14 protein-coding genes are annotated in these 13,209 nt (G+C 61.2%); 7 read left to right on the plus strand and 7 right to left on the minus strand.

Features of this window, described 5'->3' with window-relative positions:
• The 3 genes from BLW22_RS31715 to bcsQ all read left to right on the plus strand — a co-directional run bounded on the left by BLW22_RS31715 (nt 1) and on the right by bcsQ (nt 3,658).
• A complete protein-coding gene (locus tag BLW22_RS31715; protein ID WP_027605097.1) occupies nt 1-1,416 on the plus strand; it encodes an MBOAT family O-acyltransferase in 1,416 nt (471 codons plus the stop codon).
• A 12-nt stretch (nt 1,417-1,428) separates the two neighbouring features.
• Nucleotides 1,429-2,553, plus strand: coding sequence for an alginate O-acetyltransferase AlgX-related protein (locus BLW22_RS31720; protein ID WP_074848431.1), 1,125 nt, complete (start codon nt 1,429-1,431; stop codon nt 2,551-2,553).
• 175 nt (nt 2,554-2,728) lie between these two features.
• A complete protein-coding gene (gene bcsQ, locus BLW22_RS31725; RefSeq protein ID WP_065925768.1) occupies nt 2,729-3,658 on the plus strand; it encodes a cellulose biosynthesis protein BcsQ in 930 nt (309 codons plus the stop codon).
• Nucleotides 3,659-3,898: 240 nt separating this feature from the next.
• On the opposite strand, the gene BLW22_RS31730 is transcribed toward bcsQ, so the two are convergent.
• From BLW22_RS31730 to BLW22_RS31750, 5 genes are all read right to left on the minus strand, one after another.
• A complete protein-coding gene (locus tag BLW22_RS31730) occupies nt 3,899-5,086 on the minus strand; it encodes a methyltransferase (RefSeq protein WP_074848433.1) in 1,188 nt (395 codons plus the stop codon).
• Nucleotides 5,067-5,756 carry an ABC transporter permease gene (locus tag BLW22_RS31735; protein WP_065925766.1) on the minus strand — a complete coding sequence of 230 codons (690 nt, stop codon included), beginning with the start codon at nt 5,754-5,756 and terminating at the stop codon, nt 5,067-5,069. The genes BLW22_RS31730 and BLW22_RS31735 overlap by 20 nt, the downstream gene beginning before the upstream one ends.
• Complete coding sequence (locus tag BLW22_RS31740) at nt 5,756-6,448, minus strand: ABC transporter permease (RefSeq protein ID WP_027605092.1); 693 nt, start codon at nt 6,446-6,448, stop codon at nt 5,756-5,758. Before BLW22_RS31740 ends, BLW22_RS31735 begins: the two co-directional genes overlap by 1 nt.
• 74 nt (nt 6,449-6,522) lie before the next feature.
• The gene (locus tag BLW22_RS31745; RefSeq protein WP_065925765.1) at nt 6,523-7,275 is read right to left on the minus strand and encodes an ABC transporter substrate-binding protein; all 753 of its coding nucleotides are present in this window, start codon (nt 7,273-7,275) and stop codon (nt 6,523-6,525) included.
• A 13-nt stretch (nt 7,276-7,288) separates the two neighbouring features.
• The gene (locus BLW22_RS31750; RefSeq protein ID WP_065925764.1) at nt 7,289-8,062 is read right to left on the minus strand and encodes an ABC transporter ATP-binding protein; all 774 of its coding nucleotides are present in this window, start codon (nt 8,060-8,062) and stop codon (nt 7,289-7,291) included.
• Nucleotides 8,063-8,617: 555 nt separating this feature from the next.
• Between BLW22_RS31750 and gabP the strand changes: the two genes are divergently transcribed.
• Complete coding sequence (gene gabP, locus BLW22_RS31755) at nt 8,618-10,009, plus strand: GABA permease (protein ID WP_065925763.1); 1,392 nt, start codon at nt 8,618-8,620, stop codon at nt 10,007-10,009.
• 74 nt (nt 10,010-10,083) lie between these two features.
• Here the strand turns inward: gabP and BLW22_RS31760 are convergent, their stop codons facing one another.
• The gene (locus tag BLW22_RS31760; protein WP_027605088.1) at nt 10,084-10,488 is read right to left on the minus strand and encodes a hypothetical protein; all 405 of its coding nucleotides are present in this window, start codon (nt 10,486-10,488) and stop codon (nt 10,084-10,086) included.
• Between the two features lie 17 nt (nt 10,489-10,505).
• The gene (locus BLW22_RS31765; RefSeq protein ID WP_074848436.1) at nt 10,506-11,477 is read right to left on the minus strand and encodes an alpha/beta hydrolase family protein; all 972 of its coding nucleotides are present in this window, start codon (nt 11,475-11,477) and stop codon (nt 10,506-10,508) included.
• Nucleotides 11,478-11,676: 199 nt separating this feature from the next.
• Between BLW22_RS31765 and relB the strand changes: the two genes are divergently transcribed.
• Genes relB through BLW22_RS31780 form a run of 3 tightly spaced genes read left to right on the plus strand, consistent with a single transcriptional unit; the run spans nt 11,677 to nt 13,176 of the window.
• Complete coding sequence (gene relB / locus BLW22_RS31770; protein WP_074848438.1) at nt 11,677-11,871, plus strand: type II toxin-antitoxin system RelB family antitoxin; 195 nt, start codon at nt 11,677-11,679, stop codon at nt 11,869-11,871.
• Between the two features lie 16 nt (nt 11,872-11,887).
• On the plus strand, nt 11,888-12,169 hold the full coding sequence (locus BLW22_RS31775) for a type II toxin-antitoxin system RelE/ParE family toxin (RefSeq protein ID WP_235865642.1): 282 nt from the start codon (nt 11,888-11,890) through the stop codon (nt 12,167-12,169).
• A 41-nt stretch (nt 12,170-12,210) separates the two neighbouring features.
• Nucleotides 12,211-13,176 (plus strand): arsenic resistance protein, encoded by a 966-nt coding sequence (locus BLW22_RS31780; protein WP_074848440.1) that lies wholly within the window; start codon nt 12,211-12,213, stop codon nt 13,174-13,176.
• Nucleotides 13,177-13,209 lie beyond the last annotated feature (33 nt).

Here is a 13,209-nt window from a genome sequence, read left to right on the forward strand (position 1 = left end):
ATGGTCTTTGCCTCACTCGAATTCCTCACGCTGTTCCTGCCGGCCTTCCTGTTGATCTATGCCCTGGCTCGTCCGAGCTGGCGCAACGTCATCCTGTTGATCGGCAGCTGGTTGTTCTACGGCTGGCTGAGCCCGTTGTTCCTGTTCCTGCACATGGTGTTGACCGTGGTGGCATGGGTCGGCGGCCTGCTGGTGGACCGTTCCCGTGAGGACGGCAAAGGCCGGGTGCGCCTGTTGATCGCGTTGATTGTGTTCAACACGGCGGTGCTGTGTTGGTACAAGTACGCCAACATCGTCGCCGGTACCGTGAGCGAGGTGATCACCTGGTACGGCGCCATGCCGCTGGATTGGCAGCGCGTGGCCTTGCCGGCCGGCTTGTCATTTATCGTGCTGCAGGCGATTTCCTACCTGGTGGACGTGCACCGTCATACGGTGCCGGTGGAACGCAGCTTCATTAATTACGCCACGTACATTTCGATGTTCGGCCACTCGATTGCAGGCCCGATCATCCGTTATGACTGGGTTCGCCGTGAGCTTAACCAGCGTTATTTCAACTGGCCGAATTTCTCCCTCGGCGCGCGGCGCTTCATGATCGGCATGGGCATGAAAGTGCTGGTGGCGGACACCTTGTCGCCATTGGTGGACATTGCCTTCCACCTGGAAAACCCCAGCCTGGTGGATGCGTGGATCGGTTGCCTGGCTTATTCGCTGCAACTGTTCTTCGACTTCGCCGGCTACAGCGCCATGGCCATCGGCCTGGGCCTGATGCTGGGCTTTCACTTCCCGGAAAACTTCAACCGCCCGTACCTGGCCAGCAGCATCCAGGACTTCTGGCGTCGTTGGCACTTGTCGTTGTCCAGTTGGTTGCGCGACTACCTGTACATCGCCCTGGGCGGTAACCGCGACGGCGTGTGGCGTACCTATCGCAACCTGTTCCTGACCATGGCAATCGCCGGGTTGTGGCACGGCGGCGACAGTTGGAACTACCTGTTGTGGGGGGCGGCGCATGGTATCGCGCTGTGTGTGGATCGCGCCTGGTCGCGGTCGAGCCTGCCGCGCATTCCGCCGGTGCTGTCGCACATCCTGACGTTGCTGTTTGTGTGCCTGGCCTGGACCTTGTTCCGCGCGCCGGACTTCCATTCGGCACTGACCATGTACGCCGGCCAGTTCGGTATGCATGGCGTGGCCTTGGGTGACGCCATGGCCGTGGCCATGCGCCCGGCCCACGGCATGGCGGCGTTGCTGGGCCTGGTATGCATCATTGCGCCGATCTGGCAGGTGCGTTGCGAGCAGCGTTTCGGTACCCAGCCCTGGTTTGTGGTGGCCGCTTCGTTGTGGCCGGTGGCCGGGTTTGTGTTGTCGTTCGCGCTGATCGCCAGCCGCGACGCCGTACCGTTTCTGTACTTTCAGTTCTAAGGACGCCCGACCATGCCCGCTCCTACCGCGCCGACTCCTCCGAGCGACTTGGCTGTTCGCACCAGCCCCCTGGCGGCCTGGGTGCTGGTGCCCTTCCTGGCGGCGGGGCTGCTGTCCTGCGCCTGGCTGATGGTGAAGGGGCCGATCAGCTTCTTGCCCGCCAAGGTCGACAGCGACATGCTGCTGCACGGTGAGTTGACCCACCGTTTCGCCAAGGAACTGGCCAAGGCGCCGATGGCGATCCAGGCGGCCAACCTGGAACGTGGCGCAAGCTGGCTGGCGTTCGGCGACACCGGCCCACGCGTGCGGCCGGGTTGCCCGGGCTGGCTGTTTATCAGCGATGAACTGCGCATCAACCGCCACGCCCAGGCCAACGCACAGACCAAGGCCCAGGCCGTGATCGACCTGCAGCGGCAACTGGGTGAAAAAGGTATCGAGCTGCAAGTGGTGGTGGTACCGGACAAGAGCCGCATTGCGGTTGCCCAGCTGTGTGGCTTGTACCGACCGGCAGTGCTCAACAGCCGGATTCAGGACTGGACGGCCACTTTGCAGGCCGCTGGAGTGTCCGCGCTGGACCTCACTGATACCTTAAAACCCCTCGGGCCCGAGGCATACCTGCGCACCGACACCCACTGGAGCGAAATCGGCTCCAACGCCGGCGCCCAGGCGCTGGCAAAACGCATCCAGCAACGTGAGATCAAGGCTACGCCCGAGCAAACCTTTGAGATCACCCAGGCACCGCTTGCCGTGCGCCCCGGTGATCTGGTGCGCCTGGCCGGTCTCGACTGGTTACCGCCGAAGTTGCAGCCCCCGGGAGAGTCGGTCGCGGCCAGCTCCGCCCACGAAGCGGGTGGCGCCACCAGCAACACTGATGACCTGTTCGGCGACGCCGGGTTGCCCAATGTGGCACTGATCGGTACTTCGTTCTCGCGCAATTCCAACTTTGTCGGCTTCCTGCAGAAAGCCCTGAACGCTCCCGTGGGCAATTTCAGCAAGGACGGCGGCGAGTTCTCCGGCGCAGCCAAGGCGTACTTCGACAGCCCGGCGTTCAAGCAAACCCCGCCGAAGTTGTTGATTTGGGAAATCCCTGAGCGGGATCTGCAGACTCCATACGACGCGATCAGCATTGGTCGGTAATTTGACGTTTTGCCGTTTATCTAAAAAATAGACGGCTTAGCCATCAAAATAATGACACTTTTGTGCGCTTGAAGCAGACTGCCTGCACAAGGGCGACCATAAGAAGACCTGCGGTAAGCAGTCGTATCAGCTGACCTTTTCACGTCTTTAAGCTTCGCCGTGAGGAGGGTGCGCTATGAGCTTTACCGACGGTCTTCTTGCTCTGCTTGGCAAAGATGTCAGGCGTGACCCCCGTGGCCTGAATTCGCGACTGCACTTTTTTGGCAGCATTCCCGTGGAGGATGGCACCCCCTTTCCCCCTCAAGATTCCACTGTACAGTCCGCACTGATGGAGAAGGCCGAGCGGCGCCCTTGCGTGGTGGCGCTGGTGTCGGTCAACGGAGGCGTGGGGCGCAGCACCCTGGCCACCCTGTTGAGCAGTGGTTTGCAGCGCCTGGGCGAATCGGTGGTGGCGGTGGACCTGGACCCGCAAAACGCCTTGCGCCGTCACTTCGGTGTCGCTCCGACCTCACCGGGCATCGGCCTCGCCAGCCTGCAGAATGCGCATTGGAAACACATCCAGCAGCCCGGTTTTGTCGGCAGCCGCGTCATTACCTTTGGCGACACCGATATCCAGCAGCAGGACACCCTGCAGCGCTGGCTGAAACATGAACCGTACTGGCTGGCGCAGCGGCTGCACGCCTTGGGCCTGGACGCCCGCCACACGGTGATCCTCGATACCCCCGCCGGTAACAGCGTCTATTTCCATCAAGCCGTGAGCGTGGCGGATGTGGTGCTGGTGGTCGCCCAGGCCGACGCGGCGTCCCTGGGAACCCTGGACCAACTCGATGGGCTGCTGGCGCCGCACCTTGAGCGCGACCGAGCGCCGCACGTTCACTACGTGCTTAACCAGCTGGATGAGGACAGTGCCTTCAGCCTGGATATGGTTGAGGCATTCCGGCAGCGACTGGGGACGAAAGAGCCGTTTGAGGTGCATCACGACGTAGGGATCAGCGAAGCCCTGGCGTTCGGCGCCGACCCGCTGGACAGCCAGGCGTTGAGCCTGGCCGGTGACGATATCAATGAGCTTTGCCGTCTGCTGATTGCCCGCAAAAAGCAACTGTAAATGCCGGTTTATGTGCTTGACGCCAGATGCTTATGCACAATTGGTTGTTTGGGCTGTCGCGAAATGATCAGGTTGTGGAGCCATTCTCAACACCCCGCAACTGCCTGTTTTACGTGCGTTTTATTCTGTGAACAAAAAATGAACAACGTGGCTTTTTGCCTGTAGCGCAGGTAGCCACAGGCCTTGTAAAGATTCCATCAACAGAGTTATCCACAGGCTGGGGTGCGACAATCCTGCCCCTTAATCGCGCTCGGCAAGCACCATCAAGTTGCGTGGTGTCAGTGTGGTTTCGCAGAAGCTGCCCACTTCGACCCTGTAGCCACGTTCGCCAAGAAACAGTGCCCGATCCAGTACCAGCCACACTTCAAGTGGGCGCCGAAACAGCCCACGCAGCAATTCCAGGTTCCTGACCTCGGCCAAACGTTGCCAGCCGTGCGCTTCCAGCGCCGCCCAATCCTGTTCACCTGTGGATAACCCTTTGATACTGGCCAACGCCTGGCAGTAGTCGGCGAAGGGTTTGTCCAGCCAACCGGCGGGCAGGGAAGGGGTAGGCAGGTACTCGTCGCAGTGGCGTAACTGGCGTTGTAACTGATCGAAACCCAGGCGGCGCGCCATGGAGATGTCCCGCTGCAGCCGCACGCGTTTACCGGCCGTGACGGTTTCGCTGAGGGGCAGGCCAAGATCGTCGACCGACAACTGCAAGGCTGAAGCACGGCCCGCTTCGGACAGCGGCTGGTAGGCGTCCGTGTTGATGCGGTTGTAGCAGCACGGCGCCACGGCCAGTTGCTTGCAGCCGGCGGCACTGGCCAATTGCAGCAGGCGCACATGCAGGTCGCCGCAGGCATGCAGGGCGACGGGGGTGTGCTCGGGGTCTAGGCTCACGTCCGCCATGACATCTTGCAGGCGGTGGGTGACGGGCAGGCCGTGGTGGTCGCTCAAGGCCTGGCCTGCCGCGATCAGCGCCGGGTCGCATTCCAGGCAGGTCAGCTGTTGGTTGGTGTGCAGCAGGCGGCGGCCGAGGTGGCCCTTGCCGGCGCACCAGTCCAGCCAATGCCGGGGTGTTTGCGCAAACTGCAGCGCGGCGCCGAAGGCTTCGATTTGCTGCCACTTGCGCCCGGGTACGTCGACATTCAGGCGGCGCGCCGCCGGTTGCAGGGGCTGCGTCGGTAACTTATCCACAGCACTGAGGCGCAAGGCTTCGCGGGCCAGTGAGGGAAAAGGCGCCGGCGCCGGTAGGGTGTGGGGATGGTTGTGGCTGGTTTCCGCGTCGGACAACGAGCGTTGACGCAGCCATCGGGCCAGTTGCGGATGCTCGGTTTCCCAAGGCAACTGCCGATGAGTAAAGGGCCGTGGTCGCCACAGCCCTTGGTGCTCGATCAGAAACGCATCCAGCGCCTCGAAGCGGGCTTCAACGTCCCTGGCAGGCATCGACGCGCAGCCAGCGTTCCAGCAGCCTGAAGCCGCGTACCAGCAGGAAGGAGATCAGCAGGTAGAACACGCCGGCGGTGAAGAACATCTCCACCGTCAGGTAGTTGCGCGCGATGATCGTCCTGGCCATGCCGGTCAGTTCCAGCAGGGTCACGGTGCTCGCCAGCGAGCTGGCCTTGAGCATCAGGATCACTTCGTTGCTGTAGGCCGGCAATCCGATGCGCGCGGCCCGGGGCAGTACGATGTAGAACAGCGTCTTGGGCCTGGACATGCCCAACGCACGGGCGGCTTCGATTTCCCCAGGCGGAATGGCCTGGATGGCACCCCGCAGGATCTCGGCGATGTACGCGGCGGTGTGTAGCGTCATGGTGGCGGTGGCACACCAGAACGGATCGCGCAGGTACTTCCACATGAAGCTTGAGCGGATGCTGTCGAATTGGGCCAGTCCGTAATAGACCAGGAACAACTGCACCAGCAGCGGCGTGCCGCGAAAGAAAAAGATATAGGCGTAGGGCAGGGCGCGCACAGACAGGTGCTTGGACGAGCGCGCGATACCCAGGGGGATGGCCAGGATCAGGCCGAGGATCACAGCGATGCTCACCAGCTCCAGGGTCAGGATGGCGCCCTGGATAAACTTCGGCAGCCACTTGATGATGACTTCCCATTCCATTACGTCGTCCTCACGAAGCCGCGGGCGGCGCGTTGTTCCAGGAAGTGCATGGCCACCATCGACAGCGACGTCAGGCCCAGGTAGATGAATGCGGCGACCATATAGAAGGTGAAAGGCTGTTTGGTGACGGTTACGGCGATCTGCGCATGGCGCATGATTTCTTCGAGGCCGATGACCGTGACCAGCGCGGTATCTTTCATCAGGATCAGGAACAGATTGCCCAGGCCCGGCAGGGCGATGCGCCACATCTGCGGCATGATCAACCGGGTAAAGATACGAAACTTCGACAGACCCAGCGCCACACCCGCTTCGCGGTGGCCTTTGGGAATGGAGATGATTGCACCCCGCAGCACTTCCGTGGCGTAGGCGCCGAAACACAGGCCCAGGGCGATCACGCCAGCGGCAAAGGCGCTGAGGGACAGGTCGGGAATATCGAGCAACTCACCCAGTGAGCGCATGGCGTTGATCGTGCCGAAGTAGATCAGCAGCACCCACAGCAGCTCCGGCACACCGCGAACGATTGTCGAGTAAGTACCGCCCAGCCATTGCAACGGCTTGTACGGGGAAGTCTTGGCCAGGGCACCGGCGAGGCCGAGTACCAGCCCCAGGCATAACGCCGTGAGCGCCAGTTTGACGGTCATCAGCGCGCCGGCAGCGAGCGCCGGGCCGAATCCGTAGAGATCGAAATTCATGGTGTCTTCATATCGCGGCAGGCATTGCTGAAAGCCGGCGCGCTCAAGTCAGCGCGCCGGGCAGGCCGTTCAGGTCATTCGATGCTGAACGGGAAGTACTTGTCGTTGATCTTCTTGTAGGTGCCGTCTGCCTTGATCTCTGCCAGGGCTTTGTTCAGGCGCTCGCGCAGCGGGTCGCCCTTGCGTACGGCGATACCGATCTTGTCGCTCTCGACAACCGGGTCGCCCTTGAACTCGTAGGCCAGGCCGTCTTTGCTCTTGAGCCATTCGTACTGCACGTACTTGTCGGCGAGGATCCCGTCGAGGCGGCCGGACGTCAGGTCAAGGTAGGCGTTTTCCTGAGTGTCGTAGAGCTTGGCTTCGGTGTCAGGCAGCTTGTCTTCCAGGTAGGTGCCGGCCAGCGTCGCGCGTTGGGCGCCGATGACCTTGCCCTTCAGGTAGGCGGCGTCGGTCTTGAAGTCTGCGGTGGCTTTGGGCGCGATGAACTGCAGCTTGTTGGAGTAGTACGGGTCGGTGAAGTCGACGGCTTGCTTGCGCTCGTCGGTGATCGACAGCGAGGACACCAGGAAGTCGAACTTCTTGGCATTCAGGGCCGGGATGATGCCGTCCCAGTCGGACACATACACGTCGCACTTTTCGACTTTCATCTTGGCGCACAGGGCGTCGCCGATGTCTTTGTCGAAGCCGACCACTTGGCCGCTGGCGTCTTTATTGTTGAACGGCGGGTAGGCCGCCTCGATCCCCATGGTCAAGGTTTCTGCCATGGCCGTGGCGCTGAACGCCATCGAGACGGCCGCGGCCAGAAGGAATTTTTTATAGTTCTGCATGCATGTTGCTCCGTTAGCGGTTGCTGGACATGAATTGTTTGCAGCGCGCCGAAAGCGGGTTTTCAAACACCTGCTGTGGCGATCCTTGCTCTTCGATCAGGCCCTGGTGGAGGAACACCACTTCACTGGAGACCTGACGGGCGAAGCCCATTTCGTGGGTGACCAGCAGCATGGTGCGGCCTTCTTCGGCCAGCGCGCGGATCACATTAAGTACTTCCTGGACCATTTCCGGGTCAAGGGCTGAAGTGGGTTCGTCGAACAGGATGACCTTGGGCTGCATCGCCAGGGTGCGCGCGATGGCCGCCCGTTGTTGCTGGCCGCCGGACAATTGCGCGGGGTAGGCATGGCGCTTGTCGGCGATGCCGACCTTGTCCAGCAGGGCTTCGGCCACTTCTATTGCCTCGGCCTTGCTCTGGCCGAGCACACGGCGAGGGGCCTCGATGATGTTGTCGAGGATGCTCATGTGCGGCCACAGGTTAAAGTTTTGAAACACAAAACCGATTTCGCTGCGCAGGCGGTTGATCTGCTTGCCGTCTGCGGCCATCAGCTCGCCGTTTTTCGCGGCCTTGAGCTTGAGCTCTTCGCCGGCCACGAGGATCTGGCCCTGGTGCGGGTTTTCCAGCAGGTTGATGCAGCGCAGGAACGTGGACTTGCCGGAACCGGAGGAACCCAGGATCGAGATCACATCGCCGTCGCGAGCGGTCAGCGAGATACCTTTGAGTACCTCCAGCTCACCATAGCGTTTATGCAAGTTGCGGATTTCAAGCGCGGGCGTGGCCTCGGCCATGTGGGGTCCTCATTGTGTTCATTGCGATCTTCGCTGTTGGGCCGCCTTCCTGGCGAGGCGCCAAGCTAGCATAGCGTCCTGATGGCGGCCAACAGCGCGGCGGGCGGTAAACGGGCGGTGTGCGGCAGGGTGTCGCATCGGCACAGCAGGGTGTCGCGCCATCAACAACCGAACAACCGTTTTAACCCGTGAATCCGCAGGCTTCGCGTGAAAAAGGGCGCGATGGTGCCAGCTTTGGCCGGGTGTTGGAAGGGTTAAACGGGCAAACGGTAGCTATCGGCCCTTTTATGGCGCGCCGCGTACTTTTCGTGTGTGTTTTTGGTGCGCTTGTTCGTCTTGAAAGTGAGTCGCACGGTAACGCTATAGCGAAATGCCATTGTTCTCAATGACTTGCGATGACTGGTGAATCGTCCTGCAGGCCGCGTCAATCGCGGTTTTGTAACATTTTGGCGCAAATCTTGCGTAAAAAATAAAGAACGCCCTGTTGGTTTCTTTTCACGAGGAAGAGCCCAGGCCGGGCGGACCGTTTTCGCAATTCCTCGCAAAGGTGTGTCAATGAGTAGTACGCAAAGCTCCAATGACCTCGAACAGGGGCTCAAACCGCGTCACGTCACCATGTTGTCGATTGCCGGCGTCATTGGTGCCGGTTTGTTTGTCGGCTCCGGCCACGCGATTGCTGCCGCTGGCCCTGCGGTCCTGCTGGCATATGCCGCAGCGGGTACGCTGGTGGTCTTGGTGATGCGCATGCTGGCCGAAATGGCCGTGGCGTCGCCGGACACCGGTTCGTTCTCCACCTATGCCGACCGTGCGATCGGTCACTGGGCCGGCTTTACCATCGGCTGGCTGTACTGGTGGTTCTGGGTGCTGGTGATTCCATTGGAAGCCAACGCCGCCGCGACCATTCTCAACGCCTGGTTCCCGGATGTGGCCATCTGGGCCTTCACGCTGATCATCACGTTGCTGCTGACGGCCACCAACCTGTTCAGCGTGAAGAACTACGGTGAGTTCGAGTTCTGGTTCGCGTTGATCAAGGTCGTGGCGATCGTGGGCTTTGTGATCCTCGGCCTGGCGGCGATTTTCGGCTTCCTGCCGACCAGCCAGGTCAGCGGCGTTTCCCACCTCTTTGACACCCAAGGCTTTATGCCCAACGGCATGGGCGCGGTATTGGCAGCGATCCTGACCACCATGTTCTCCTTCATGGGCACCGAGATCGTCACCATCGCCGCCGCTGAATCGAAGAACCCGGGCCAGCAAATCACCAAGGCCACCAACTCGGTGATCTGGCGGATTGGTTTGTTCTACCTGTTGTCGATCTTCATCGTCGTGTCCCTGGTGCCTTGGAATGATCCGACCTTGGCGGCGGTAGGTTCCTACCAGACCGTGCTGGAACGCATGGGTATCCCGAACGCCAAGCTGATCGTCGACCTGGTGGTTCTGGTTGCCGTGACCAGCTGCCTGAACTCGGCGCTGTACACCGCTTCGCGCATGCTGTTCTCCCTGGGCCGTCGCGGCGATGCACCGGCCGTGGCCAAGCGCACCAACAAAAGCGGCACGCCTTACTGGGCGGTATTGCTGTCCACCGGCGCGGCGTTCCTGGCGGTATTTGCCAACTACGTGGCGCCGGCAGCGGTGTTCGAATTCCTGCTGGCCAGCTCTGGCGCCATCGCGCTGCTGGTGTACCTGGTGATTGCGGTGTCGCAACTGCGCATGCGCCAGAAGCGCATGGCGGCGGGCGAGAAAATTGTCTTCAAGATGTGGCTGTTCCCAGGCCTGACCTACGCGGTGATGGTATTCATCGTCGGCACATTGACCATCATGCTGTTCCAGGAAGCGCATCGGGTCGAGATCATCGCGACCGGGGTCTTGAGCTTGCTGGTAGTGGCGGCGGGGTTGTTTGTGTCCAGCCGTCGCAAGGCGCAGAGAGTGGGCGCTGCGGTGCTGAATTGATGTGATGGAATGCGGTGCTCGATTGCGCCGCAGTTCAAATGTGGGAGGGGGCAAGCCCCCTCCCACATTTGGTTTTAGTTGGTGAGGGCCTCGGATGCGGCGACGTAATCCGCCTGGAACTGCGGCGATTCGATCCACGCCAGTGCGGCGGCTTCATCGTCGCTGTCGGTGGCCCACTGCCGATACTCGATCAGTGCCGCCAGGATAAAGTCGGTGGCTTCTTCTTCGCCTTCCTGCTCCAGCACCAGCGCGAGCAGCGGGTGGGCCAGGAATACCGCGCAGAGGGCCTGCTGGCTGGTCTCGCCGGCGGTGCGCATCTCCACGAACAGCTCGGTCAAATCCACTGACTCAAGGTCAATCCGGTCGTCATCGCCGGCAAACGCATCCGGTTTGCTCGCGACGGCGCGCTGGGTGCGGTTCTGCTTGGCCTTGGCCTTGGCCCGGTGGGCACGTTTTTGCTGCTTGTTCGGCGAGGCCATGGGCTCACGTCCTTGGGTCAGGATCTGGGTGGGGTATTGAAGCGCAGGTTGAGGGAAATCCCAAGGGTATCCGCCGTTAATTGACCGTGTTGCAGCCAGGCCAGTGCAATCGGCCACAACCGATCCTGATACTCCCTGCGAAAGAACGCGAAATGTCCGACCTGTTTTTCGCCGATGTCTTCCGGGGCGATGCGCAGATGGGTGCGCTCGCTGCCGTCGAAGTAACCCAGCAACCGTTCAATCGCCGCCACGGTGCCGAAGGGGTCATCGGTGATGCTGATCGCCAGCACCTGCGCCTTCACGCGACTGAATGGCAAGTCCGCCAGGGCCCGCCCGCTGGGCCGCGTCTCATACCTGGGCGTTGGCGTGCTCCAGTCGCGCACCACGCCTGCCGGCGTATCCTCCAGCCAACCCAGGCGCTTGCCGGGGAAATATCCGCAGAGTGCCGTGACCATCGGCATGACCACATGCCATTTGGCAAACATCTGCCAGCGCCCGGCGGCGGCGTAATCGCGCCAGTAGGCGAACTGCGCGCCCACGGTCACGATTCGCCGGATCACCGCGCCGGATGCGCCCAGCCCCGCCGCACAGCCACCAAAACTGTGGCCGACCACATCAATCGGCTGGCCTGGAAACTCCCGCTGCGCCCGCAGCAGGATCGCTTCGAAATCCAGCGTGCCCCAATCCGACCACGACGCCTTGAACCCACGCAACGAACCGCTGCGGGACTCGCCGATGCCGCGATAGTCGTAGGTGATCACGTCAAAGCCGTTGGCAAACAGGTAGTCGGCGAAACGTGAGTAGTGGCGGCAACGCACGGAGGTGGCGGCGTTGATGATGACGACCGGGCGTTCTAGGTCGGTGCGCGGGTGGCGCCAGGTGAAGCCGCCGAGGGGGTGGCCGTCTGCGGCGGATTCCTTGAAGGATTCGCTTTGGCTATTTTGGGGTGTAGTTGCAAGTTCTACTGAAGAGGCGTCATTCAAATTCATCGTTTCGAAGCCCCTGCGTGGATTATTATTTTTTAGTAACAGCTAGCCAGTTTGCCAGCACTTGTCTGCCCTTTGATTGGGTCATTAACCTTCGGCGCTCGCAAAGCGTGCAGAGCCCCGGCGAAAGCCATAGATCCGAGAGAAACGACAGCAAACCATGGACAGATTAGACTGGCAGGCACCTATTCCGGAGGTCGCCATGAGCATCCCACGTTCTCCCATCGTTTCAGAGTTTGAAACTGAAGAGCAGGCTGCCAGCTACGACCGTTGGTTTCGTGCCAAGGTACAGGCTTCCATTGATGATCCTCACCCAAGTATTCCACACGATGAGGCAATGGCAGAAGTCGAGAGGATGCTGGAAGAGAGGCGCAAAGCTCGTCGTGCTGCTCGTTAAATAGCGACCTGAGGCTATCGTCGCCTTGACCGAAGTTATTGATTACATCGAGCAGTACAACGCCGCTTCCGCCGCTTCGTTGCACCGTACGATTGTGGCGGCCGCTGAGGCTTTATCGTCAATGCCACACGGATTCAGGCAAGGGCGCTTGTCCGGCACTCGTGAAATGGTTGTTCATCCAAACTATCGGGTCGTCTATCGCGTTATGGAACAGGTCGAGATCCTGACCGTATTGCATACACGCCAAGAATATCCTTCAGAGGCGACCGGTCCGCTGCACTCGACCTCGCGCCAGTAGACGCATAGGCTTGCACCTCTGCGATCCACCAGAGCGTTTTCATGACCCGCGACACCCTCGAACACAACCAGATCCCCCTCTACTTCGCCGCTGTCCTCCTGGCTGGTGCGTTCGGCCTGCTCGCGCCTTCGTTGGCCCAGGGCCTCGGCGCGCTGGTCACGCCCGCCATCGCGGTGTTGATGTATGCGATGTTCCTGCAAATTCCTTTTCTGGACCTGCGCCAGGGCTTGGGCCATAAGCGCTTTCTGTCGGCGCTGCTGCTGGCCAATTTCATCCTCGTGCCGCTGCTGGTGTGGGGGTTGACCCGTGGCCTGGTGGAGCGCCCGGCGTTGCTGGTGGGCGCATTGCTGGTGTTGCTGACGCCGTGTATCGACTATGTGGTGGTGTTTACCCATATCGGTAAAGGCGACTCGCGCTTGATGCTGGCGGCGACGCCGGTGCTGTTGTTGCTGCAGTTGCTGCTGTTGCCGGTGTACCTGGGGTTGATGCTGGGGGCGCAGTCCGGGGTGGTGGTGCAGGCGGGGCCGTTTATCGAGGCGTTCCTGTTGTTGATCGTGCTGCCCATGGGGCTGGCGGTGATCACCACATTCCTGGCACGGCGCTCGTCGGGCGTCAGTGCTTGGAGCGACGCCTGGGCATGGTTGCCGGTGCCGGCGATGGCGCTGGTGTTGGTGGTGGTGATCGGTTCGCAAATCACTTCGGTGGTGCGTGACATTAACCTGTTGCTGCCGGTGATCCCGGTGTACGTGGCGTTCCTGTTGCTGGCGCCGGTGATCGGGGCGTTGGCTGCGAGGCTGTTCGCGCTGCCGGCGGCGACGGCACGGGCGGTGACGTTCAGCGCATCGACGCGTAACTCATTGGTGGTGTTGCCGCTGGCCCTGGCGTTGCCAGAAGACGTGCGCGGCGTGGCGGCGACGGCGGTGATCCTGCAAACCCTGGTCGAGTTGGTGGGCGAGTTGATCTACGTGCGCCTGATCCCGAGGCTGGTGTGGCCTGCTGGTCGGTGAAACGTGAATGTTCAGGTTTGTTCAGGTGCTATT

The sequence above is a fragment of the Pseudomonas marginalis genome, from assembly GCF_900105325.1.
Classification (GTDB): Bacteria; Pseudomonadota; Gammaproteobacteria; order Pseudomonadales; family Pseudomonadaceae; genus Aquipseudomonas; species Aquipseudomonas marginalis.

Bases quoted from the DNA above. Each gene is read 5' to 3' on its own strand.
- BLW22_RS31745 (WP_065925765.1), bottom strand. From the start codon at position 7,275: ATGCAGAACTATAAAAAATTCCTTCTGGCCGCGGCCGTCTCGATGGCG.
- gabP (WP_065925763.1), top strand. From the start codon at position 8,618: ATGAGTAGTACGCAAAGCTCCAATGACCTCGAACAGGGGCTCAAACCG.
- BLW22_RS31765 (WP_074848436.1), bottom strand. From the start codon at position 11,477: ATGAATTTGAATGACGCCTCTTCAGTAGAACTTGCAACTACACCCCAA.
- BLW22_RS31730 (WP_074848433.1), bottom strand. From the start codon at position 5,086: ATGCCTGCCAGGGACGTTGAAGCCCGCTTCGAGGCGCTGGATGCGTTT.
- BLW22_RS31735 (WP_065925766.1), bottom strand. From the start codon at position 5,756: ATGGAATGGGAAGTCATCATCAAGTGGCTGCCGAAGTTTATCCAGGGC.
- BLW22_RS31750 (WP_065925764.1), bottom strand. From the start codon at position 8,062: ATGGCCGAGGCCACGCCCGCGCTTGAAATCCGCAACTTGCATAAACGC.
- relB (WP_074848438.1), top strand. From the start codon at position 11,677: ATGAGCATCCCACGTTCTCCCATCGTTTCAGAGTTTGAAACTGAAGAG.
- BLW22_RS31760 (WP_027605088.1), bottom strand. From the start codon at position 10,488: ATGGCCTCGCCGAACAAGCAGCAAAAACGTGCCCACCGGGCCAAGGCC.
- BLW22_RS31740 (WP_027605092.1), bottom strand. From the start codon at position 6,448: ATGAATTTCGATCTCTACGGATTCGGCCCGGCGCTCGCTGCCGGCGCG.
- BLW22_RS31720 (WP_074848431.1), top strand. From the start codon at position 1,429: ATGCCCGCTCCTACCGCGCCGACTCCTCCGAGCGACTTGGCTGTTCGC.
- BLW22_RS31715 (WP_027605097.1), top strand. From the start codon at position 1: ATGGTCTTTGCCTCACTCGAATTCCTCACGCTGTTCCTGCCGGCCTTC.
- bcsQ (WP_065925768.1), top strand. From the start codon at position 2,729: ATGAGCTTTACCGACGGTCTTCTTGCTCTGCTTGGCAAAGATGTCAGG.
- BLW22_RS31780 (WP_074848440.1), top strand. From the start codon at position 12,211: ATGACCCGCGACACCCTCGAACACAACCAGATCCCCCTCTACTTCGCC.